General features: G+C 46.2%; 18 protein-coding genes, 4 tRNA genes, 3 rRNA genes and 1 other annotated feature. Of the genes, 8 read left to right on the top strand and 17 right to left on the bottom strand.

Features of this window, described 5'->3' with window-relative positions; all coding sequences use genetic code 11:
* Window positions 1–16 precede the first annotated feature (16 nt).
* From J4N37_RS02600 to phoB, 3 genes are read right to left on the bottom strand one after another with little or no spacing between them, the layout of a single operon-like run.
* Complete coding sequence (locus J4N37_RS02600; protein WP_010446102.1) at window positions 17–982, bottom strand: PstS family phosphate ABC transporter substrate-binding protein; 966 nt, start codon at window positions 980–982, stop codon at window positions 17–19.
* Complete coding sequence (gene phoR / locus J4N37_RS02595; protein ID WP_252041620.1) at window positions 982–2,280, bottom strand: phosphate regulon sensor histidine kinase PhoR; 1,299 nt, start codon at window positions 2,278–2,280, stop codon at window positions 982–984. Before phoR ends, J4N37_RS02600 begins: the two co-directional genes overlap by 1 nt.
* 40 nt (window positions 2,281–2,320) lie before the next feature.
* Window positions 2,321–3,010: a phosphate regulon transcriptional regulator PhoB gene (gene phoB / locus J4N37_RS02590; protein WP_010446098.1), complete on the bottom strand. Its 690-nt coding sequence runs from the start codon at window positions 3,008–3,010 to the stop codon at window positions 2,321–2,323.
* A 224-nt stretch (window positions 3,011–3,234) separates the two neighbouring features.
* Between phoB and rdgC the strand changes: the two genes are divergently transcribed.
* From rdgC to J4N37_RS02575, 3 genes are all read left to right on the top strand, one after another.
* Window positions 3,235–4,149, top strand: a complete 915-nt coding sequence (rdgC, locus tag J4N37_RS02585) for a recombination-associated protein RdgC (RefSeq protein WP_005445276.1) — start codon at window positions 3,235–3,237, stop codon at window positions 4,147–4,149.
* A gap of 166 nt (window positions 4,150–4,315) precedes the next feature.
* Window positions 4,316–5,716, top strand: a complete 1,401-nt coding sequence (gene trhP / locus J4N37_RS02580; RefSeq protein ID WP_252041619.1) for a prephenate-dependent tRNA uridine(34) hydroxylase TrhP — start codon at window positions 4,316–4,318, stop codon at window positions 5,714–5,716.
* A 2-nt stretch (window positions 5,717–5,718) separates the two neighbouring features.
* Window positions 5,719–5,973, top strand: coding sequence for a YfhL family 4Fe-4S dicluster ferredoxin (locus tag J4N37_RS02575; protein ID WP_005445273.1), 255 nt, complete (start codon window positions 5,719–5,721; stop codon window positions 5,971–5,973).
* A 41-nt stretch (window positions 5,974–6,014) separates the two neighbouring features.
* On the opposite strand, the gene J4N37_RS02570 is transcribed toward J4N37_RS02575, so the two are convergent.
* The 13 genes from J4N37_RS02570 to rluD form a co-directional block, all read right to left on the bottom strand.
* Window positions 6,015–6,323 carry a hypothetical protein gene (locus J4N37_RS02570; protein ID WP_010446088.1) on the bottom strand — a complete coding sequence of 103 codons (309 nt, stop codon included), beginning with the start codon at window positions 6,321–6,323 and terminating at the stop codon, window positions 6,015–6,017.
* A gap of 308 nt (window positions 6,324–6,631) precedes the next feature.
* The gene (mepA, locus tag J4N37_RS02565) at window positions 6,632–7,471 is read right to left on the bottom strand and encodes a penicillin-insensitive murein endopeptidase (RefSeq protein ID WP_252041618.1); all 840 of its coding nucleotides are present in this window, start codon (window positions 7,469–7,471) and stop codon (window positions 6,632–6,634) included.
* 12 nt (window positions 7,472–7,483) lie between these two features.
* Window positions 7,484–7,816, bottom strand: a complete 333-nt coding sequence (locus J4N37_RS02560; protein WP_038885648.1) for a DUF1904 domain-containing protein — start codon at window positions 7,814–7,816, stop codon at window positions 7,484–7,486.
* Between the two features lie 299 nt (window positions 7,817–8,115).
* Window positions 8,116–8,192, bottom strand: a tRNA-Trp gene (locus J4N37_RS02555).
* A gap of 35 nt (window positions 8,193–8,227) precedes the next feature.
* Window positions 8,228–8,304, bottom strand: a tRNA-Asp gene (locus J4N37_RS02550).
* 69 nt (window positions 8,305–8,373) lie between these two features.
* A 5S ribosomal RNA gene (rrf, locus tag J4N37_RS02545) occupies window positions 8,374–8,490 on the bottom strand.
* Window positions 8,491–8,577: 87 nt separating this feature from the next.
* Window positions 8,578–11,467: ribosomal RNA gene (locus J4N37_RS02540) — 23S ribosomal RNA — on the bottom strand.
* 296 nt (window positions 11,468–11,763) lie between these two features.
* Window positions 11,764–11,839, bottom strand: a tRNA-Glu gene (locus J4N37_RS02535).
* A gap of 42 nt (window positions 11,840–11,881) precedes the next feature.
* A tRNA-Ala gene (locus tag J4N37_RS02530) sits at window positions 11,882–11,957 on the bottom strand.
* A gap of 99 nt (window positions 11,958–12,056) precedes the next feature.
* Window positions 12,057–13,609: ribosomal RNA gene (locus J4N37_RS02525) — 16S ribosomal RNA — on the bottom strand.
* The 16S, 23S and 5S rRNA genes sit together here with 4 tRNA genes alongside, the layout of an rRNA operon.
* A gap of 506 nt (window positions 13,610–14,115) precedes the next feature.
* Entirely contained in the window at window positions 14,116–16,689 is a 2,574-nt protein-coding gene (gene clpB, locus J4N37_RS02520) for an ATP-dependent chaperone ClpB (protein WP_252041616.1), read from the bottom strand.
* Between the two features lie 146 nt (window positions 16,690–16,835).
* Window positions 16,836–17,564 (bottom strand): peptidoglycan editing factor PgeF, encoded by a 729-nt coding sequence (gene pgeF, locus J4N37_RS02515; RefSeq protein ID WP_252041615.1) that lies wholly within the window; start codon window positions 17,562–17,564, stop codon window positions 16,836–16,838.
* A gap of 1 nt (window position 17,565) precedes the next feature.
* Window positions 17,566–18,543: a 23S rRNA pseudouridine(1911/1915/1917) synthase RluD gene (rluD, locus tag J4N37_RS02510; RefSeq protein WP_252041614.1), complete on the bottom strand. Its 978-nt coding sequence runs from the start codon at window positions 18,541–18,543 to the stop codon at window positions 17,566–17,568.
* Window positions 18,544–18,679: 136 nt separating this feature from the next.
* Between rluD and J4N37_RS02505 the strand changes: the two genes are divergently transcribed.
* The 5 genes from J4N37_RS02505 to yjjX all read left to right on the top strand — a co-directional run bounded on the left by J4N37_RS02505 (window position 18,680) and on the right by yjjX (window position 23,671).
* Window positions 18,680–19,408, top strand: coding sequence for an outer membrane protein assembly factor BamD (locus tag J4N37_RS02505; RefSeq protein WP_010446061.1), 729 nt, complete (start codon window positions 18,680–18,682; stop codon window positions 19,406–19,408).
* A gap of 121 nt (window positions 19,409–19,529) precedes the next feature.
* Window positions 19,530–20,999, top strand: a complete 1,470-nt coding sequence (locus J4N37_RS02500; RefSeq protein ID WP_252041613.1) for an MltF family protein — start codon at window positions 19,530–19,532, stop codon at window positions 20,997–20,999.
* 368 nt (window positions 21,000–21,367) lie between these two features.
* Window positions 21,368–21,694 carry a ribosome hibernation-promoting factor, HPF/YfiA family gene (gene hpf / locus J4N37_RS02495; protein WP_005447957.1) on the top strand — a complete coding sequence of 109 codons (327 nt, stop codon included), beginning with the start codon at window positions 21,368–21,370 and terminating at the stop codon, window positions 21,692–21,694.
* Window positions 21,695–21,801: 107 nt separating this feature from the next.
* Window positions 21,802–21,922 (top strand) — a sequence feature (Phe leader region).
* Window positions 21,923–21,934: 12 nt separating this feature from the next.
* Complete coding sequence (gene pheA / locus J4N37_RS02490) at window positions 21,935–23,113, top strand: prephenate dehydratase (RefSeq protein ID WP_010446050.1); 1,179 nt, start codon at window positions 21,935–21,937, stop codon at window positions 23,111–23,113.
* 24 nt (window positions 23,114–23,137) lie between these two features.
* Window positions 23,138–23,671: an inosine/xanthosine triphosphatase gene (yjjX, locus tag J4N37_RS02485; protein WP_252041612.1), complete on the top strand. Its 534-nt coding sequence runs from the start codon at window positions 23,138–23,140 to the stop codon at window positions 23,669–23,671.
* A gap of 81 nt (window positions 23,672–23,752) precedes the next feature.
* On the opposite strand, the gene trpR is transcribed toward yjjX, so the two are convergent.
* Window positions 23,753–24,055 (bottom strand): trp operon repressor, encoded by a 303-nt coding sequence (trpR, locus tag J4N37_RS02480; RefSeq protein ID WP_010446046.1) that lies wholly within the window; start codon window positions 24,053–24,055, stop codon window positions 23,753–23,755.
* Window positions 24,056–24,068 lie beyond the last annotated feature (13 nt).

Here is a 24,068-nt window from a genome sequence, read left to right as displayed (position 1 = left end):
AACAAAAAAGGTCGGCTTACAAACCGACCTTTTTTAGTTCCTTTGCAGCAAAATCGGCAGTAATCGGAACATAACCGTCTTTCGCGACCAGTGCTTGCCCTTGGGCAGAGAACATAAAACGAATGAACTCAGATTCAATTGGGCTTAACGGATAATCAGGATGTTTATTCACGTATACATAGAGGTAGCGCGATAGTGGGTACTTACCTGAGATAATATTTTCACGCACTGGGCTAACGTAATCTGTGCCTGTTTTCGCAATAGGAACTAAACGAACCCCAGCAACTCGATAACCCACACCGGAGTAACCAACACCGCTAATCGTTGATGCCACAGACTGCACCACTGATGCTGATCCCGGCTGTTCATTCACACGAGTTTTGAAATCACCGCCACACAAGGCGTTACTTTTAAAGTAACCGTAGGTACCCGATACCGAGTTACGCCCAAACAACTGCAAGTTACGTTTTGCCCATTCAGCTTTGATGCCTAACTCACGCCAGTTAGTGATGAACTCACTTTCACCGCAGCGCAATGTCGCGGAAAACATCGCGTCCAGCTGATGGAAGTTAAGCCCTTTGATTGGATTATCTTGGTGCACAAAAATACCAATAGCATCAATCGCAACACGAAGAGCCGTTGGCTTGTAACCATGCACCCGCTCAAATGCTTCGATCTCTCGCATACGCATTGAGCGACTCATTGGCCCGAATTGCGCAGTTTGCTCTGTTAACGCCGGTGGCGCAGTAGATGAGCCAGAAGCTTGTACCTGAGCATTAATATTCGGGTAGATAGATTTAAACTCTTCCACCCAAAGCGTGGTCATACCCGCTAACGTATCTGAGCCGACAGACAATAAGTTACCGGCTATGCCAGTTGTCTTTTGATAATTCGGCAGCGGTTCATCTTGTGCAAAGGCCACGCTGGAGAGTACCAGTGTGGCTAGAGTAACTTTCTTGATTACTTTGGATACGACGCTCATTACTTCACCACCAAACGACTTGGCAGAACGAAAGAGAACTTACTGCCAACGCCAACTTCACTGTGGATTTCGAGATGAGAATCATGGTGGCTCAACGCGTGCTTCACGATGGCTAAACCTAGACCGCTGCCTCCCGTATCTCGTGAACGAGCTTTATCCACGCGATAGAAACGTTCGGTCAATCGATGCAAGTGTTGTGGCTCAATACCATCACCGCTGTCTTCTACTTCTAGGCAAGCGCCTTGGGCAGTTTGATACCAACGAACGTTAATATGTGCCCCCGGAGGTGTGTATTTAACCGCGTTATACACCAAGTTAGAAATCGCACTACGCAGTTGGTCATCATCACCGAGCACACGCAGAGTAGAATCAACATCGAACTTCAACTGATGCTGATCATCGCCACTTAAGCTTACGGCCTCCTTCTCTAGCACTTCTAACATGCTAGGTACATTGACCACATCTTCCAGTTCATGCATTGGTGCCGCTTCAATCTTAGAAAGCGTCAGAAGCTGATTAACCAAGCTGTTCATGCGATTGAGCTGCTCTGTCATCACACCATGAGCTTTGGTCCACATTGGTCCAACAATCATGTCTGGCTCTTCCGTCATCTCAAGATAGCCTTGCAGTACCGTCATCGGTGTACGAAGTTCATGAGATACGTTAGCGAAGAAGTTACGACGCATACCTTCAAGCTGTTTAAGTTGGCTTACATCACGCACCACCATCAGGTGTTCTCCTTCGGTGTAAGGCACGATACGCAGCTCTAACATACGTTCGACGTTCAATGGCGAACGCATTTCTAGCGGCTCAGAGAAGTCTTGCTTGTTGATGTACTTAATAAAATCTGGGGTACGAATTAGGTTAGAAATAGGTTGTCCAGAATCTTCCGGCCAGTGGAACCCCAAAAGGTGCTGTGCAAGCTTGTTACACCACACGATATTGCCTTCAGCACGAAAGACCACCACCGCATCCGGCAGTGATTCAGCACCATTGCGGAAACGGCGAATTAAGTTGGTGAGCTCTTTGCGTTTGCGACGCTGACGTTGCTGCAAGCGGTACAAACCGTTAAACAACGATTCCCAGTTGCCACTGCCAGATGGTGGTGTCAGACGTTTTTCATCCCACAACCAAGCCGACAAACGCACCTGATTATGTAAATGCCATACAAGCTGCAAAGCCGTGGCAGCCAAAAGCAACCACGGCATATAACCGAATATCCAACCTATGATCACCCACGGGGTGTAAAAAAAAGCCAGCTCCCAGGCCAGCTTTTTCCAAGTCAATCTTTCAACCACTCATTACTCCATAAATGGTATTGATAAGCTGCTAACGATGTTATGCCTTTGTCGAGAAACGGTAACCTGCACCACGAACGGTTTGAATCAACTTGTCATGGCCCGCCATTTCAAGTGCTTTACGTAGACGACGGATATGCACATCAACGGTACGATCTTCTACATAAACATTAGTACCCCAAACGTTGTTTAGCAGTTGTTCACGGCTGTATACACGCTCTTGATGGGTCATAAAGAAGTGCAACATTTTGAACTCTGTTGGTCCCATATCTACTGCTTCATCATTTGCGGTAACCCGGTGAGAAACAGGATCTAATTTCAGACCTTGAACATCAATCACATCTTCAAGCGCTGTCGGTGTCACGCGGCGAATTACCGCTTTAAGACGAGCAACCAGCTCTTTTGGTGAGAAAGGTTTAGTGATGTAGTCATCAGCGCCGACTTCTAAGCCGCGAACCTTATCTTCTTCTTCACCACGCGCGGTGAGCATCACAACAGGAATGTTACGAGTTAACTCTTCACGCTTCATGTGTTTGATGAAATTGATACCGCTACCGCCTGGTAGCATCCAGTCTAGTAACACTAAATCTGGGAAGGGTTCAGCCAGTTTGGTTACCGCAGTATCGTAATCTTCTGCTTCTACTGCTTGGTAACCTTTCTGTTCAAGCACGAAGCAGAGCATTTCGCGAATCGGAGCTTCGTCTTCAACAACCAGAATCCTTCTAGACATAATTGAATAACCTTATGTGAGTTGAGCTAATGAATTTCAAGGACAAAGCGCCCCTCTATGCATAAGCATTATTACCACCAATTATGACACTTTTGTGACCTTTGAAAACAAATTTTCATATAAGTTTCTTTTGAGATTCATCATGATCTTTTTCAATTCTATTAGGACAACGCCGGCAAAATTCCCTATGATTAGTCTCTTGTCATCAAGCCTAGAGAAGATTTATGTGGTTTAAAAACTGTCTGGTATACCGTGTTAACCGCGAGGTTAACTTCAACGCCGATCAACTGGAAACTCAACTTGCCGAGTTCCGATTCACCCCTTGTGGCAGCCAAGATAAGCAAAAGTTTGGCTGGGTTAGCGCGATGGGTAGAAATGGCGACATGATGACGCACGTTTCTGAAAACCGCATTCTGATTTGCGCTAAGAAAGAAGAGAAGATGCTACCTGCTTCAGTGATCAAAGATTCACTAAACGCAAAAGTAGAAGCGATGGAAGCACAAGAAGGTCGTCCTCTTAAAAAGAAAGAGAAAGACAATCTGAAAGATGACATCGTAATGGATCTGCTGCCTCGTGCATTTAGCCGTAGCAGCCACACTTACGTACTGATCATGCCAAAAGAAGGTTTCATCCTTGTTGATGCAAGCAGCTACAAAAAAGCAGAAGACGTATTAGCACTATTACGTAAGACAATGGGTAGCCTACCTGTTGTACCAGCAATCCCAGAAGTTGCGATCGAAACGACTCTGACTGAGTGGGTAAAAACTGGTGATACACCACAAGGCATCACAATGATGGACGAAGCAGAGCTTAAGTCTGTGCTAGAAGAAGGTGGTGTGATTCGTTGTAAGAAGCAAGAACTGACAACCGATGAAATCCGCAACCACATCGCTGCAGACAAAGTGGTAACTAAGCTAGCACTGAACTGGCAAGATCGTATCGAATTCATCATGGCAGAAGATTCTGGCATCAAACGTCTGAAGTTCTCTGATGAACTAAAAGATCAAAACGATGACATCCCACGCGAAGATCAGGCTGCTCGCTTCGACGCAGACTTCTCTCTAATGTGTGGCGAGTTCAGCGCTTTCCTACCAAATCTATACGAAGCATTGGGCGGTCTGCCAAACCCTAACGCCTAATTTTGTACAAAGATTAATCATAACGCCCTCACTTTTTTTGAGGGCGTTTGTCTATCTAAACCATAATTCTCCTAGTCACAGGTCACATTTTGACGTAAAATTTGCGCCCCATTTCCATGAGGTGGAATTGGCCTGACTTGTGATCAGATACTAAGAGAATTGAGCAATGACAACAGAGAAAGCATTCGTACCAGAGCTACTATCGCCTGCAGGCAGCCTTAAAAACATGCGTTACGCATTCGCCTACGGCGCAGATGCAGTATACGCTGGCCAACCTCGCTACAGCCTTCGCGTACGTAACAACGAGTTCAACCACGAAAACCTACAAATCGGTATCAACGAAGCGCATGCCCTAGGCAAAAAGCTTTACGTGGTATGTAACATCCAACCGCACAACTCTAAGCTTAAGACTTTCATCCGCGACCTTAAGCCAGTGGTAGAAATGGGCCCAGACGCACTTATCATGTCTGATCCAGGTCTTATCATGATGGTTCGCGAAGCGTTCCCAGAAATGCCAATCCACCTGTCTGTACAGGCGAACGCAGTAAACTGGGCAACAGTGAAGTTCTGGGCAGCTAACGGTGTTGAGCGTGTGATCGTTTCTCGTGAGCTTTCTCTAGAAGAAATCGAAGAAATTCGCGAGCACTGTCCTGAAACTGAACTAGAAGTTTTCGTTCACGGTGCTTTATGCATGGCTTACTCTGGTCGCTGCCTACTGTCTGGTTACATCAACAAGCGTGACCCTAACCAAGGTACTTGCACTAACGCATGTCGTTGGGAATATAAAGTCGAAGAAGGCAAAGAAAACGACGCAGGCCAAATTGTTGAAGCATTCGATCCAAACGAAGCTCAAGCAATCGAAGTCGCTGACGAACGCCCTGAAACAACTATCGGTCGCGGCAAACCAACTGACGAAGTGGTATTGCTTTCTGAAAGTCACCGTCCAGAAGAAAAAATGGCGGCATTTGAAGATGAGCATGGTACTTACATCATGAACTCGAAAGACCTACGCGCTATCCAGCACGTAGAACGTCTAACTAAGATGGGTGTTCACTCATTGAAGATCGAAGGCCGTACCAAGTCTTTCTACTACTGTGCTCGTACCGCTCAAGTTTACCGTAAGGCGATTGATGACGCTGTTGCAGGCAAACCATTTGATGAGAGCCTAATGGGTACGCTAGAAAGCCTAGCTCACCGCGGTTACACAGAAGGCTTCCTACGTCGTCACACTCACGACAGCTACCAAAACTACGATTACGGTTACTCTGTGTCTGATGCTCAGCAATTCGTTGGTGAATTCACTGGCAAACGTCGTGGTGACATGGCGGAAGTTGAAGTTAAGAACAAATTCGTCGTCGGTGACAGCCTTGAGCTAATGACGCCAAAAGGCAACGTAATCTTCACGTTAGAAGCGATGGAAAACCGTAAGTCTGAATCAATTGAAGACGCAAAAGGTAATGGCCACTTTGTATTTATCCCAGTACCTGAAGATATGGATCTGGAATACGGTCTGTTGATGCGTAACCTAAATGCAGGTCAGGATACCCGTAACCCAACTGGTAAGTAATCATGGCACTACTTATTACCGATAAGTGCATCAACTGTGACATGTGTGACCCAGAATGCCCTAACGGTGCTATTACTATGGGTGACAGCATTTTCGAGATTGACCCTGCTCTTTGTACAGAGTGCAAAGGTCACTACGAAAAGCCAACATGTCAGTCAGTGTGTCCTATTACAAAATGCATTATTACCGACCCTAATCATGTTGAAACTGAAGAGCAACTGCTTGAAAAGTTCGTGATTATTCAAGGGTTAGCATAAATGAAAGAGGTTCAACTTTGCAGCCAAAGTTGAACCTTTTTTTAACCCGACTTCTCGATAGGGTAAATATTGCAAAACATCTCTTTCTCAAAGTTATACTCCAAACGAGAACGCCAGTCTGAAGTATTTGAAACAGGCACTAAATAAAAATTTTCCCTGCTAGTGTCAGTAACGAATGCCATTCCATACTGCATTAATTCATAATGAACATCACTAACAAACCCAGGGTCCAAACGCTGCCTACCAGTAAGATGATTGATATCATCTCTCGAAATAGAAACACCCGTATCTTCACCGCTAAATCTGTGTCTCAGCCATCCCGCAAATTCTTTTGCACAAATCATCGTCATGGTCTTGTCCTTGATTTACTCTTCGACGGGCAACAAGCCGCTCAGCCCACCTATTAATATTGTCTGCGAAGCCACTTCCATAACCAACTGACAGACACGAAACTAAGCAATCAGAGAGTCGTGCGAATTAGTTCTATTCAAAAACAAAGAAAATGGAATTTACCACCATAAACCACTGTTTCTTAAAAACATTCATACAATGCCATCTAGATAACTTAGGTTGTTTTTTATACTAATATTATTCACTGTAGACAAAAGTGTGATGATTCTCCAGTTTCATAACCGAGATACGGCAGTACCTTACCCACTCATTTCATCGTAATAAGTGGTGCACACTCGGCAGGAGTGAGCTTTCTATTTTTCTTAGCTGGGGAAGGCGTACTTTTTTTATTTGTCGCTTTTGGGGATGGAGATTTAGGCTTCCAACTTGCGAGTTCTGCACCGCAGCCATCTCCCATAGGAGGTGGAGCTTGATTAACACAGTTCAGACTGGAAGCAGGGCAAGCTAACCGAACATGGAAATGGTAATGATGCCCCCACCAAGGACGAACTTTACGTAACCACGCACGCTCACGACTCGCTTCTTGCTTACACAACTGCTCTTTAATCACTGGATGAACAAAGATTCTGGCGACACGCTCACTTTGAGCAGCACTACGAATAATTTCAAAGTGTCGCTTCTCCCAGCGATGTTCTAGGATCTGGTATTTTTTTAGATCCACAACACTCATTGGCTTCGGCAATTGTAGCTCGTTATAAGATAGTGGCTCATCAGCTAAACGAAGCCATATATCAATGTCTAAGCCAGTTTGATGACTAGAATGACCAGAAGAAAAACGTCCACCACGCGCCAAAGACAAATCACCAATGAGCAATGTTGTATTAAGGTCTTGGTTTGCTTTTCTAGCGAGGTCTTCGATAAAACGAATAGCATGTGGATGCCCATAGTAACGCTTCGTTTTACTGCGCAAAACCTGATAGCCAGCACCATCCAAAGGGAGAGGCAAAGCGCCGTCTAAACAACCATTAGCATAACTACCAATAGCAGAAGAAGAATTATTTGTGGGACCAGGAACCTGCTCCCATGGAGTAGCATAAATAAAAGCTGAGAATAATAAACTTAAACAAAAAGAAAGACTCAGCTTCATCGCAATTATTCCTTAATAGTGCTCACCATTATCATAGTAGCCTTTAGGAGAGAGGGCCGAGAAAATTACCGCGACATCGATATCTTCGCCTGCTATACCTCGAACTTGTTGAGTGATCGCTTTAGCAACCTTGTCCTGTGTTTCCTGACCACGGTCGAACCACAGCACCTCAACAAAAGGATAGGCAGTGCTTACTTCACCTTCACTGAAAAAAGTACTGTAAATGTATTCAAACGTGAAGTCCTCGCGAGGGCAATCCATTAATGGTTGTAACTCATCAGTAAGAGGTTTTGATAGTGCTTGAACCGCTTGAGGCTCTACCGCTCTAAATCGAAGATGTGGCATAAACTTGCTTCCTAATTATTAGAATTAAGCGCCGATAATAGCAGGAACTCGAATTCTTATCACCTTAGCGGTAAGAGTATAGGTGTTATTGGAAATATGAAGTTTGAGGCTAAGGCAAAGCTTACAGATGCAAAAAAGACCCAGCATTATTGCTGAAGCCTCAGAAGATGGCAGGGGTGGATTGGATCGGCACTCTGGATATTCAATAGGATTTGCTACCAATAGGACTTGCTACTAAGCTAATGCTCTTTTCTTCAAACGTATAAAAGCCTCAGCATTTCTGCTGAGGCTTTAGAAGATGGCAGGGGTGGAGAGATTCGAACTCCCAACACGCGGATTTGGAATCCGCTGCTCTGCCAATTGGAGCTACACCCCTGTGGTTCGTGTTTAATGAGACGACTCTCGAATAAGTGGCGGAGCGGACGGGACTCGAACCCGCGACCCCCGGCGTGACAGGCCGGTATTCTAACCAACTGAACTACCGCTCCGCACTGGTTAGACATTTAAGTCTAAGTTTTTGTCTTCACTTTTTCATAAAAAGTGAAAATAAAATACAAGCCTGGCGATGTCCTACTCTCACATGGGGAAGCCCCACACTACCATCGGCGCTAATTCGTTTCACTTCTGAGTTCGGAATGGAAGTCAGGTGGGTCCAAATCGCTATGGTCGCCAAGCAAATTCTTTAATTCGGAAAGCTGTTTTTCGTTCTTAACACATTCAATGTTCTTACATTGAGTCCATCAAAACCCCTTGGGTGTTGTATGGTTAAGCCTCACGGGCAATTAGTACAGGTTAGCTCAACGCCTCACAACGCTTACACACCCTGCCTATCAACGTTCTAGTCTCGAACAACCCTTTAGGATACTTAAAGTATCAGGGAAGACTCATCTCAGGGCTCGCTTCCCGCTTAGATGCTTTCAGCGGTTATCGATTCCGAACTTAGCTACCGGGCAATGCGTCTGGCGACACAACCCGAACACCAGAGGTTCGTCCACTCCGGTCCTCTCGTACTAGGAGCAGCCCCCTTCAATCTTCCAACGCCCACGGCAGATAGGGACCGAACTGTCTCACGACGTTCTAAACCCAGCTCGCGTACCACTTTAAATGGCGAACAGCCATACCCTTGGGACCGACTTCAGCCCCAGGATGTGATGAGCCGACATCGAGGTGCCAAACACCGCCGTCGATATGAACTCTTGGGCGGTATCAGCCTGTTATCCCCGGAGTACCTTTTATCCGTTGAGCGATGGCCCTTCCATTCAGAACCACCGGATCACTATGACCTGCTTTCGCACCTGCTCGAATTGTCATTCTCGCAGTCAAGCGGGCTTATGCCATTGCACTAACCTCACGATGTCCAACCGTGATTAGCCCACCTTCGTGCTCCTCCGTTACGCTTTGGGAGGAGACCGCCCCAGTCAAACTACCCACCAGGCACTGTCCGTAACCCCGATAAGGGGTCGACGTTAGAACATCAACACTACAAGGGTGGTATTTCAAGGACGGCTCCACCAACACTGGCGTGCTGGTTTCAAAGCCTCCCACCTATCCTACACATGTAGGGTCAATGTTCAGTGCCAAGCTGTAGTAAAGGTTCACGGGGTCTTTCCGTCTAGCCGCGGGTACACTGCATCTTCACAGCGATTTCAATTTCACTGAGTCTCGGGTGGAGACAGCGTGGCCATCATTACGCCATTCGTGCAGGTCGGAACTTACCCGACAAGGAATTTCGCTACCTTAGGACCGTTATAGTTACGGCCGCCGTTTACCGGGGCTTCGATCAAGAGCTTCGACCGAAGTCTAACCCCATCAATTAACCTTCCGGCACCGGGCAGGCGTCACACCGTATACGTCATCTTACGATTTTGCACAGTGCTGTGTTTTTAATAAACAGTTGCAGCCACCTGGTATCTGCGACTCTCAATAGCTCCATCCGCAAGGGACTTCACCGTCGAGAGCGTACCTTCTCCCGAAGTTACGGTACCATTTTGCCTAGTTCCTTCACCCGAGTTCTCTCAAGCGCCTTGGTATTCTCTACCCGACCACCTGTGTCGGTTTGGGGTACGATTCCTTACAATCTGAAGCTTAGAGGCTTTTCCTGGAAGCATGGCATCAATGACTTCACTACCGTAGTAGCTCGACGTCGTGTCTCAGCCTTAAGAAGAGCCGGATTTACCTAACTCTTCAGCCTACGCACTTGAACCTGGACAACCGTCGCCAGGCCCACCTAGCCTTCTCCGTCCCCCCATCGCAATTGTAAGAAGTACGGGAATATTAACCCGTTTCCCATCGACTACGCCTTTCGGCCTCGCCTTAGGGGTCGACTTACCCTGCCCCGATTAACGTTGGACAGGAACCCTTGGTCTTCCGGCGAGGAGGTTTTTCACCCCCTTTATCGTTACTCATGTCAGCATTCGCACTTCTGATACCTCCAGCAAGCTTTACAACTCACCTTCAACGGCTTACAGAACGCTCCCCTACCCAATGAAGTAAACTTCATTGCCGCAGCTTCGGTTTATAGCTTAGCCCCGTTACATCTTCCGCGCAGGCCGACTCGACTAGTGAGCTATTACGCTTTCTTTAAATGATGGCTGCTTCTAAGCCAACATCCTAGCTGTCTAAGCCTTCCCACATCGTTTCCCACTTAGCTATAATTTGGGACCTTAGCTGGCGGTCTGGGTTGTTTCCCTCTCCACGACGGACGTTAGCACCCGCCGTGTGTCTCCCGGATAGTACTTACTGGTATTCGGAGTTTGCAAAGGGTTGGTAAGTCGGGATGACCCCCTAGCCTTAACAGTGCTCTACCCCCAGTAGTATTCGTCCGAGGCGCTACCTAAATAGCTTTCGGGGAGAACCAGCTATCTCCAGGTTTGATTGGCCTTTCACCCCTAGCCACAAGTCATCCGCTAATTTTTCAACATTAGTCGGTTCGGTCCTCCAGTTGATGTTACTCAACCTTCAACCTGCCCATGGCTAGATCACCTGGTTTCGGGTCTATATCCAGAGACTGAACGCCCAGTTAAGACTCGGTTTCCCTACGGCTCCCCTAGATGGTTAACCTTGCCACTGAATATAAGTCGCTGACCCATTATACAAAAGGTACGCAGTCACACCACGAAGGTGCTCCTACTGCTTGTACGTACACGGTTTCAGGTTCTATTTCACTCCCCTCACAGGGGTTCTTTTCGCCTTTCCCTCACGGTACTGGTTCACTATCGGTCAGTCAGTAGTATTTAGCCTTGGAGGATGGTCCCCCCATATTCAGACAGGATATCACGTGTCCCGCCCTACTCGATTTCACTGAATGTGCGTTGTCAACTACGGGGCTATCACCCTGTATCGCCGGACTTTCCAGACCGTTCGTCTAACGCATATAAAGCTTAAGGGCTAGTCCAATTTCGCTCGCCGCTACTTTCGGAATCTCGGTTGATTTCTTTTCCTCGGGGTACTTAGATGTTTCAGTTCCCCCGGTTCGCCTCCTGTTGCTATGTATTCACAACAGGATACTTGCTTATGCAAGTGGGTTTCCCCATTCGGAAATCCCAGACTCAAATGGTTTTTACTACCTAATCTGGGCTTATCGCAAGTTAATACGTCCTTCATCGCCTCTGACTGCCAAGGCATCCACCGTGTACGCTTAGTCACTTAACCATACAACCCGAAGGAGTTTCGAGTTGATGAACAAGTCACCAAAGTTGTCTGCAATTTTTATACATGATGCAGACTCGATTTTGCCGGACTCAATTTTTCTTCTACCTTACTTTTAAAAAGTAAGACAAAAGCCAAGAACACTTGAATGTGTTTTATTGGTGTTTGTCATAAAGACAAACATTGAGAACTTTACAATCAACAATAAATTGTTGATTTGTCAGCTTTCCAAATTGTTAAAGAGCAGATTTTCTAATGAAAACCATTTTTAAAAACTCTCAAGAGAGAATGTTTAAAGATGGTATCCCGTAGGGGAGTCGAACCCCTGTTACCGCCGTGAAAGGGCGGTGTCCTAGGCCTCTAGACGAACGGGACACTTTAGGTTGTTCTGCGAAAAAGCAGAAGCAATGCAGCTAGTGGTGGAGCTAATCGGGATCGAACCGATGACCTCTTCGCTGCCAGCGAAGCGCTCTCCCAGCTGAGCTATAGCCCCACATAAAACCGCTTCAGCATTTTATGCAGAACCAATTTTTGCTCTGAAATATTAAACCGTATCAATCTGTGTGGACACTCATCGTGAGTAATCATCGTATAAGGAGGTGATCCAGCGCCAGGTTCCCCTAGCGCTACCTTGTTACGACTTCACCCCAGTCATGAACCACAAAGTGGTAAGCGTCCTCCCGAAGGTTAAACTACCTACTTCTTTTGCAGCCCACTCCCATGGTGTGACGGGCGGTGTGTACAAGGCCCGGGAACGTATTCACCGTGGCATTCTGATCCACGATTACTAGCGATTCCGACTTCACGGAGTCGAGTTGCAGACTCCGATCCGGACTACGACGCACTTTTTGGGATTCGCTCACTCTCGCAAGTTGGCTGCCCTCTGTATGCGCCATTGTAGCACGTGTGTAGCCCTACTCGTAAGGGCCATGATGACTTGACGTCGTCCCCACCTTCCTCCGGTTTATCACCGGCAGTCTCCCTGGAGTTCCCGACATTACTCGCTGGCAAACAAGGATAAGGGTTGCGCTCGTTGCGGGACTTAACCCAACATTTCACAACACGAGCTGACGACAGCCATGCAGCACCTGTCTCAGAGTTCCCGAAGGCACCAATCCATCTCTGGAAAGTTCTCTGGATGTCAAGAGTAGGTAAGGTTCTTCGCGTTGCATCGAATTAAACCACATGCTCCACCGCTTGTGCGGGCCCCCGTCAATTCATTTGAGTTTTAATCTTGCGACCGTACTCCCCAGGCGGTCTACTTAACGCGTTAGCTCCGAAAGCCACGGCTCAAGGCCACAACCTCCAAGTAGACATCGTTTACGGCGTGGACTACCAGGGTATCTAATCCTGTTTGCTCCCCACGCTTTCGCATCTGAGTGTCAGTATCTGTCCAGGGGGCCGCCTTCGCCACCGGTATTCCTTCAGATCTCTACGCATTTCACCGCTACACCTGAAATTCTACCCCCCTCTACAGTACTCTAGTCTGCCAGTTTCAAATGCAATTCCGAGGTTGAGCCCCGGGCTTTCACATCTGACTTAACAAACCACCTGCATGCGCTTTACGCCCAGTAATTCCGATTAACGCTCGCACCCTCCGTATTACCGCGGCTGCTGGCACGGAGTTAGCCGGTGCTTCTTCTGTCGCTAACGTCAAATAATGCAGCTATTAACTACACTACCTTCCTCACGACTGAAAGTGCTTTACAACCCGAAGGCCTTCTTCACACACGCGGCATGGCTGCATCAGGCTTGCGCCCATTGTGCAATATTCCCCACTGCTGCCTCCCGTAGGAGTCTGGACCGTGTCTCAGTTCCAGTGTGGCTGATCATCCTCTCAGACCAGCTAGGGATCGTCGCCTTGGTGAGCCATTACCTCACCAACTAGCTAATCCCACCTAGGCATATCCTGACGCGAGAGGCCCGAAGGTCCCCCTCTTTGGCCCGTAGGCATTATGCGGTATTAGCCATCGTTTCCAATGGTTATCCCCCACATCAGGGCAATTTCCTAGGCATTACTCACCCGTCCGCCGCTCGACGCCGTTATCGTTCCCCGAAGGTTCAGATAACTCGTTTCCGCTCGACTTGCATGTGTTAGGCCTGCCGCCAGCGTTCAATCTGAGCCATGATCAAACTCTTCAATTTAAGATTTTGTTCGGCTCAATGAATACTGAACATTACATAAGTAATGTTTGAATTGACTGTGCTGAGTCTTTCGACTCAATGGTCACTTCGTATCATTGAAACCTAATTTGAAACCGAAGTTTCTAATTGGATTATCATCAACGAGTGCCCACACAGATTGATAGGTTCTTATTTTTAAAGAGCACACTCTGAACTTCTCTTCAAAGTGGACGGCCATTTTAGCGAGATAACTTATCGTGTCAAACACTTTTTTAAGTTATTTCTCTGTGAGTTACTTTAGAACTCACTGACCTTGTTATCTCGGCTTCGCTTTGCTTGCTTTCCCGTGACAACGGAGGCGCATTATAGGGAGTTAGTTTAGGAACACAAGCCTATTTTTCAAAAAAACTTATCTTTTTGGTTTGTTCGTATAGAAAACAATCAAAACCCGATAAAAGTGTATTAAAAAGGGGGCTAACGCCCCCTAAAACTTGAACTTGGTCTCACTTTTCAATGCATTGATGCAATTACTGGTGAGCAATGATTTGGTCGTTGTTCACAATCAACTGTACTTTCTTGTCTGGTAAGATTTGGCCTGCCAAGATTGATTTCGCTAATGGGTTCTCAACATTCTGTTGAATAGCACGTTTTAAAGGTCGCGCACCATACACGGGATCGAAACCAACTTGAGCAATCAAATCGAGGGCTTTGTCGGATACCTCTAATTGATAACCTTTTTCTTCTAAGCGTTTCGCTAGACGCTCAAGCTGAATAGATGCAATCGACTTAATGTGCTCTTGACCAAGCGGGTGGAATACTACGCTTTCATCAACACGGTTTAAGAACTCTGGGCGGAAGTGCTTGCTAACCACATCCATTACCTCATTCTTTATACCTTGGTAATCCAACGTAGCAAAGTTCTCTTGGATACGAGCAGAACCCAAGTTTGACGTCATGATGACCACGGTGTTACGGAAATCAACTGTGCGACCTTGGCCGTCAGTTAATCGTCCATCATCTAATACTTGGAGCAGAATATTGAACACATCTGGATGTGCCTTCTCTACTTCGTCTAATAAGATGACAGAATAAGGTTTACGACGAACCGCTTCTGTTAAGTAACCACCTTCTTCATAGCCAACGTAACCCGGAGGCGCACCAACCAACCTCGCCACAGAGTGTTTCTCCATGAACTCAGACATATCAATACGCACCATGGCATCTTCGCTATCAAACATAAAGCTCGCGAGTGTCTTACACAGTTCGGTTTTACCTACACCTGTTGGACCTAAGAATAAGAAGGAACCAATCGGTTTGTTCGGATCCGATAAGCCAGCTCGGCTACGACGAATTGCATTAGATACCACTTCAACTGCTTCTGCCTGACCAATCACACGTTTGTGCAGTACCTCTTCCATGCGGAGCAGTTTCTCTTTTTCTGCTTCAAGCATTTTTGAGACAGGAATACCCGTCTGCTTAGAGAGTACGTCTGCAATCTCGTTGTCGGTCACCTTGTTACGTAGTAGCGTCATCTCTTGCATTTCAGCTTGAGTCGCGAGGTCTAACTGCTTTTCAAGTTCTGGAATCCGACCGTATTGCAACTCAGACATGCGGTTTAGGTCACCAGCGCGTCGTGCAAAGTCCATATCCATGCGGGCTTGCTCTAGCTCACCTTTAATATGTTGCGTACCAGAGAGTGCTGCTTTTTCAGCATTCCACACTTCTTCTAGCTCTGCGTACTCACGCTCTTTTTCATTCAATTCTTCATTAAGCACATCCAAGCGTTTTTCACTAGCTTCATCATGCTCGTTACTTAGTGCTTGCTGCTCAATCTTCAGTTGGATGATTTTACGTTCGAGTTTGTCTAGCGACTCCGGCTTAGAGTCGATCTGTAAACGAATACTAGAAGCGGCTTCATCAATTAGGTCGATCGCTTTATCTGGTAACTGGCGGTCTGAAACATAACGATGCGATAAGCTTGCCGCAGCGACAATAGCAGGGTCAGTGATCTCAACGTGATGGTGAAGCTCATAACGTTCTTTTAAACCACGCAGAATGGCAATCGTATCTTCAACACTCGGCTCATCCACCAGCACTTTTTGGAAACGACGCTCAAGTGCCGCATCTTTCTCTATATATTGTCGGTATTCATCCAACGTGGTTGCGCCCACACAGTGAAGCTCACCACGAGCCAATGCAGGTTTTAACATATTACCCGCATCCATAGAGCCTTCGCCCTTGCCTGCGCCAACCATGGTATGAAGCTCATCGATAAACAGAATGACATTGCCTTCTTCTTTCGCTAGTTCATTCAATACCGATTTCAAACGCTCTTCAAATTCACCACGATATTTTGCACCTGCAACAAGTGCGCCCATATCTAACGAAAGTACGCGGCGACCACGTAGTCCCTCTGGTACTTCATTATTAATGATGCGTTGAGCCAAGCCTTCTACGATAGCGGTTTTACCCACACCTGGTTCACCGATGATCACTGGGTTGTTCTTGGTACGACGCTGCAATACTTGGATGGTACGGCGGATTTCATCATCACGGCCGATAACAGGGTCTAACTTACCCTGCTCTGCGCGTTCAGTTAGGTCTATGGTGAACTTTTCCAATGCTTGGCGCAGTTCTTCCGCGTTCGGGTCATTGACCTTTTGACCACCTCTGATCTTTTCGATCGCTTGGCTGACTTTCTGCTCGGTCAAGCCCATATCTTTTAATAGCTGACCAAGTGGGCCACGATCTTCTAATGCCGCAAGCAAAAAGACTTCGGAAGAGATGTAGGAGTCCTGACGCTTTTGAGCCACTTTGTCGCATAAATTGAAAAGTGTCCCCATAGAGCTAGACAGCTGAACATCACCGCCGATGCCACTTACTTTAGGCAGTCGATCTAACATTTCGCTCAATTTAGAGCGTAGATGACTGACGTCGACATCTAACATCGTGAGAAGTGGACGAATTGGGCTACCGTTCTGATCAAGCAGTGCCACCATTAGGTGCACTGGTTCGATATATTGATGATCGCGCCCTAACGCCAGTGACTGAGCATCAGAGATAGCGATTTGAAACTTACTTGTGAATCTATCAAGACGCATATCTTTCTTCCTAACCTCAACTTAAGAAAATTCTTTTGACAGTTAGAAAGATGGATACGCAAGGGGAGAATTTCAAGGGAGCAAATTAATAAAGATAGCTTTGCAAAAATGGAGATAGGCATCTTCGCACTTTTGCGCTGTACTAGTTAGTCCTCGATCCAAATAAAAGTCGCTTGTCGACCAGTCACACCATCGCGGCGATAGGAATAGAAGTCTTCTTTGTCTTGGAAAGTACACAGGCCAGAATCAAATACCTGAGTGATGCCAAGTTTATTGAGGCGCTGAGTTGCAAGCTTGGACATATCCGCCAACCACTTCCCTTCAACATCACGCGGAGTAAATGCTTGATGAGCTTGTGAGTCGAAATCCACAAAGGCTTGCAGAACATCTTCACCGACTTCAAATGCTTGAGGACCAATTGCAGGACCTAACCACGCCACAACTTCACCAGAAAACAACTCGAGGGCGTTTTCAACGATACCATTTGCTAAGCCACGCCAACCAGCATGAACTGCCGCAACTTGGGTGCCTTGCGTATTGGTTAATAAAACAGGCAAGCAGTCCGCTGTCATAGCAGAACAGACTACATTGCTTGCAGAGGTAAATACACCATCAGCATCAAGCACTCGAGTCGTCGGCGCACTCACTTGAGCGACCACTGTAGAGTGAGTTTGGTTCAACCAGATTGGCGCACTAGGCATATTAGCTTGCTGCGCCAACCAATCACGGTTCTTTTCTACGATGGACGGGTCATCCCCAACATGAGCACCAAGGTTAAGCCCTTGATAAGGTGCACTCGAAAAGCCTCCGACTCTAGTAGAGGCGAAAGCTTTAACGTTTTTTGGTGCGGGCCAGTTAGGGACAATCGTCTTCATATTAGAACTCGTCAGGCAGACCGAACTCTTCTGTATCTTTACGCAGCGCTTCTGTCATCGCAACCATGTCATCAGGAACCGGGGCATGGAACTCTAGCTCCTCACCAGTGATAGGATGTTCAAAACGTAGCATTACCGCGTGCAGCGCTTGACGGTCAAAACCACGGATCATTGTCGTAAGCTCTTCCGATGCTCCAGTAGGAATACGTGCGCGGCCGCCGTATGCAGTATCACCAAGTAGCGGATGCTGTAGGTAAGACATGTGCACACGGATTTGGTGTGTACGGCCTGTTTCTAGGCGAAGACGGATACGCGTGTGTTCACGGAAGTGCTCCGCAACACGGTAGTGTGTTACCGCTGGTTTACCCAAAGGAGCAACCGCCATAAGTGTACGCTTAGTAGAGTGGCGGCCAATCGGCTGATCCACTTTACCGCCCGCTGTCATACGGCCGATTGCAATCGCTTCATACTCACGAGTGATATTGCGTTTTTGCAGTGCACGAACTAAGCGAGTTTGAGCTGGAACAGTTTTCGCGACCACCATCAGACCTGTTGTGTCTTTATCCAAACGGTGCACGATACCTGCACGAGGTACTTCAGCGATGTCTGGGTAATGATGCAGCAATGCGTTTAGCACTGTGCCATCCGGTGTGCCTGCACCAGGGTGTACCACAAAATCACGAGGTTTGTTGATTACGATGATGTCTTCATCTTCGTAGACGATATCTAGCGGGATATCTTGTGCTTCCCAGCGCTCTTCATCTTCCAGCTCGGCTTGCAAGGTAATTTCCTCACCACCCATTACTTTGGTGCGAGGTTTAGTGATAACTTCACCATTCACTTGTACTTTCCCGTCAAGCAACCACTCTTTCAAGCGAGAGCGAGAGAAATCAGCGAACAATTCGGCGATAGCTTGGTCTAAACGTTGACCTAACTGGCTATCTTTTACTGTGTTGGTTAAAACAATCTGCTGAGCCATATCGAACTTTTTTAAAAACTGTGAGACTAATGCTCACGACTGTGGAAAAATAGACTATTACGTCATTGTATCTGTTACTGGAAAGAAAGTAACGGCAGCTTAAGAAATATTTAGATTCAAGGAACAGACTCCTGATATGAAACATCAGACTTTAATAGGCCTTTTAGCGGTATCCCTTCTGTTTGGCTGTGCAAGCAAAGAAGAAATCGTTCCTGATGTGCCACCTTCTGAACTGTATGCAGACGCACAAACGTCTCTTCAAAGTGGTAACTGGCTTTCAGCCATCGAGAAATTAGAAGCATTAGATTCGCGTTACCCGTTTGGTGCCTACTCTGAGCAGGTGCAACTTGACCTTATCTACGCGTACTACAAAAACGACGACCTAGCCCTCGGTCTGGCAACGATTTCTCGCTTTATGCGTTTAAACCCAACGCATGAAAAAATGGACTGGGTATTGTACATGCGTGGTTTGAGCCACATGGCGCAAGACCGTAACTTTATGCATGACCTATTCAACGTAGACCGTAGCGACCGTGACCCAGAGCCGGTGAAGAAAGCATTCGATGATTTCAAAAAACTGCTAGAGCGCTACCCGAACAGCCCTTACGCGGAAGATTCGCAAAAACGTATGGTGGCACTGAAGAACCGTCTAGCAAACTACGACCTTGCAACAGCTGACTTCTATTTGCGCCGTGAAGCTTGGATTGCTGCAATTAACCGCGCACAAGAGCTACAAAAATCGTTCCCAGATACTGAAGCCGCTCGTAAGTCGCTTGAGATTCAACTTGAAGCTTACAAGCAGCTAGATCTAAAAGACGCGGTTGCTAGAACAGAAGAGCTAATCAAGCTTAATCCTGTAAAATAATCCCCAACCGCCACAGCGAAAACTGTGGCGGTTTTGTTTACCCCTCTTAATTTTGCCCCATCCACTAACTTGATGATTTTATAAGCACTACATATGCTTAAGATTCTCCTTCACCATCAGCATGGATGTGAACGTGACACTATCAAAGTTATGGACAGGACTGTTATTCCTAGTCTCCGCTTCGAGTTTCGCGCTCGAGCTCTCCCCTCTCAGACAACCGCCTTACACTGGCGATCTCGACGTCATTAAAGAAAGAAACGTATTACGCGTACTCGTCTCTGCCGATCTTGGCTTCTATTACGTAGAAGGTGGAGAGCCAAAAGGAATAGGTGCAGAACTACTGGCTCATTTCGAAAAAGATCTCCGTAAGCTCAAGCCAAAACTCAATATTCAAATTATCCCGGTTTCTCGTGATGAGCTATTACCTTCTCTTGAGCAAGGCTTAGGAGATTTGGTCGTCGCGAATCTCACCATTACCGAAGCGCGCAAAAAACTGGTCGACTTTAGTGATCCGGCAATTTCAGGGATAGAAGAGTGGGTCATCACAAACAAAGACACCCCATCGATGACCAAGATTGAGCAACTGAGTGGGAAAGAGATTTGGCTCCGGGCGAGTTCAAGCTACTTTGAAAGCATTCAAGCCTTAAACAAAAAACTCAATAAGAAAGGCTTACCGCCAATAGTGGTGCATTTTATCGAAGAAACACTACAAGATTACGAATTGGTTGGGATGCTAAACAATGGTTATGTCAAAGCTATCGTTCTAGATAGCCACAAAGCCAAGCTGTGGATGAGTTTTATGGATGACATACGAGCCCATACTAAAATACCAATCCGTAAAGGAGGGGAAATTGCTTGGGCAATGCGCCACGATAGCCCCGAGTTAATGAAGGTGGTGAATAAGTTTGTTCGTACAGCTAAATCCGGCACCCTACTTGGCAACGTCATCTACGGGAAATACATCGATAATACCAATTGGCTTAACAAGGCTCTGAATCCGAAAAAGATTGCTCAACTAGAAAAGCTCTCTTCACTGTTTTCTAAATATGGAGAGAAATATGATTTCGATTACCTGCTCATCGCCGCAGTGGCGTATCAGGAATCGGGGTTTGACAACAACTTAGTATCAAGCCGTGGTGCAGTCGGCATTATGCAGATTTTACCGAGCACAGCGAGTGATCCTAATGTGAACATTAAGAATGTCCGTAATCTAGAGAACAACGTTCATGCAGGGGTGAAATACTTAGCGTTTCTTCGCCGGTATTACTTCAGTGATAATGCCATCAGTAAAGAGAACAAACTCTACTTAACACTAGCAGCGTACAATGCAGGACCAGGAAATATTGAGAGAATGCGTAAGCGCGCAGCTCAACAAGGCTACGACCCTAACGTATGGTTCAATAATGTTGAAGTCGTAACGCGTAGAAGTTTAGGAGAAACGGGGAGATACGTAACCAATGTGAACCGCTACTACGTCATCTACAAACAGTTAGAAAGCCTCGATCTTGCAAAGACACTCGATAACGTCCGATTAGTTCCAGAGGATCCAGTTTTTATGACACCGCTTCACAGAGTCAACCAAACTCCTTAATCCAAGGACTAAAAACCAAAAACGCCGCTCAATAATTGAGCGGCGTTTTTGAATCTAACTTATTGCGCACTTTAAGAGTGATCTGATTCACATCTTTGTTCTGGTTACTTTTTAACTAACTAGAATTACAGGCCGTATAACTCCCCTAAAAACGGGGGAGTTTTCAGCTCAGTACTCTATCCAATCTAATGATTTAGAACCCGATAACAAGCAATTTTCACATAAATCTCAGCAGTTCTTGAGTGAGATCACATTCGTTTTTCATCTCAAAAAACCAAGTTAAAATGGTGATCTAGATCACATTCTTTTCTCCTCAAAGCGGTAATCTGAACTCAACCCATGAGGGATGAAACAGAGGAAAAACATTTATGACAATGAACATCACTGGTAAAAACATCGAAATCACCTCTGCAATCCGTGCTCATATTGAGAGCAAATTTAAAAAGCTGGAGAAATGGCAAGTAGACATCATCGGATGCCAAGCAACATTCAGTGAGGAACCAAATAAACAGAAGAAATTCGAAGCGGTTATTAAAGTTCCTAAAGGCCAGCTAATCGCCTCAGCGACTCACGAAGATCTTTACGCAGCTATCAATGAAGTGGAGCAAAAACTAGAACGACAACTGAATAAGCTGACCCACAAACCTGAAGCTCGACGTGCGAACAAGCCTGAGCTAGTGGAAGAAGAAGAGTAAACGACCAGATTGAGGAAGTAGCGCCGAAAGGCGCTATTTTTTTGCTTGACGCTCCCCGCCTGCTTGCTTATTGTGTTTAAACACTCACAAATTAAGCACTATTTATGCATTTAACCCAGCTGTTTCTTTTTGACTTCTTTTTCCTTCCATAGTGGAGGGGCTAACTCGTTTGTGAAAGAAAAGTCAAAAACAAACAGAAAGCCTCCCAAATCGGGGGGCTTTTTTATAAGGAAAGAATTGATGACTGACCAACCTATTTCCCTGGATGAAATTCGTTTACGTTTGAATGAGCTAGATGATGAGCTTTTGAGCCTGTTGTCCGAACGCCGCAAGCTCAGCATTGAAGTGGCAAAAAGCAAAGTCCAAACTTCAAAACCTGTTCGTGACGCAGTCCGTGAACAACAACTTCTGGTTAAACTGATCACCAACGGCCGTGATAAATACGAACTCGACGCTCAGTACATCACCAAGCTTTTCCATACCATTATTGAAGATTCTGTCCTTCTTCAACAAAGCTACCTGCAAAACCTTGTTAATCCACAGCAAAGCCGTAAGCCTCTTGCTCGTGTTGCTTTCCTTGGCGCCAAAGGCTCTTACTCTCACCTTGCTAGCCGTGAATACTTCAGTCGCAAGAATACAGAGCTGATTGAGCTCAACTGTGAACACTTCAAAGAAGTGACTCAGACAGTAGAATCTGGCCATGCTGACTACGGCGTTCTGCCAATTGAAAACACCAGCTCTGGCTCTATCAACGAAGTGTACGATCTTCTACAACACACAACGTTATACATCGTTGGTGAACTGACTCAACCGATTGAGCACTGCCTAGTAGCAACCAAAGACATTCGCCTTGAGAATATCAAAACCCTTTACTCACATCCGCAGCCACACCAGCAATGCAGCGAGTTCCTTAGCCGTATGAAAGGTGTGAAACTAGAGTCTTGTGCAAGTACTGCTGATGCGATGCAAAAAGTACAAGAACTTAACCGCGATGACGTAGCTGCAATTGGTAACGCTTCAAGTGGCAAGCTTTATGGCCTACAAGCTATCCAAGGTAACATCGCAAACCAAACCGAAAACCACACTCGCTTTATCGTCGTCGCTCGTAAACCAGTTGAAGTGTCTACGCAAATTCCAGCCAAGACCACGCTGATCATGTCGACTTCGCAAGAGGCAGGCTCTTTGGTAGAAACACTGCTGGTTCTACAACGTTTTGGTATCAACATGACCAAGTTAGAGTCTCGTCCAATCATGGGTAACCCATGGGAAGAAATGTTCTATGTCGACCTTGAATCCCACCTTGGTTCTACGGAGATGCAACAAGTATTAGATGAGCTCACAAAGATCACTAAGCACTTGAAAGTATTGGGCTGTTATCCAAGTGAAAACGTGAAACCGACTCAAGTAAAACTTAGCTAATGGACTACGATAGGTAAAAAGATCATGGCAACCCAAAAAGTCGTTATCGCTTCCTTGAACCCTGCAAAAATCAAAGCGGTAGAGAGTGCATTTCAAAGTGCACTCCCTAAACATAGTTTTGAGTTTGTTGGAGTCAGTGTGCCGAGTGAAGTCGCAGATCAACCGATGTCGAATGAAGAAACTTACCTTGGCGCATTGAACCGAGTTCGTAACGCTAAAGCAGAAATACCAAGTGCAGATTTCTATGTGGGCTTGGAAGCGGGAATTGAAGGGTCAGTTACATTTGCTTGGATGGTGATAGAGTCTGACACACTCCGAGGTGAATCTCGTTCGGCGAGTCTGATGTTGCCACCTGAAGTATTACAAAAACTGGAACACGCCAATGAACTTGGTGATGTAATGGACGAAGTATTTGGTACTGATAACATCAAACAAAAAGGCGGTGCTATTGGTTTACTGACTCAAAACCAACTGACTCGCAGCTCGGTCTATCACCAGGCTTTGATTCTGGCGCTAATTCCATTTACCAATCCAGACCACTTCCCTGCTAACTTGTAGTCACTGTGTAAAGCACGCATTAAAAAGGGCGGAGATTCCGCCCTTTTTGCCGTCTGTACCTCAGAGGGTTCGACTCAAAGATTATTGAGCGCCCTGCTCTAATAATGTCTTAAGTTTGTCTTTGTCGAGATCGGACTTCGACTTTAACTCATTCGAACCACGAGTGATGGTTGCAATGCCTACCCCTAACATTTGACTGATTTGACGTTGAGAAAGCTCACCTTTGAGCAATTCATTCAGAATATTCACTCGTGCAGTGAGCGACTCTCTCTCATCCGGCGTCATTAACATGGTCAACAGCATCTCATGTTGCTGGTTATCCACGCTTGAACGGATCAGTTCAACAATCTGCTGCCAGTCTTTGTACTCAGGTTCGTGTGACATCAAGTTACCTCAC

This window comes from Vibrio sp. SCSIO 43153, from assembly GCF_023716625.1.
Lineage (GTDB): Bacteria > Pseudomonadota > Gammaproteobacteria > Enterobacterales > Vibrionaceae > Vibrio > Vibrio rotiferianus.
This window is presented reverse-complemented; position numbering and strand designations above follow the sequence as displayed.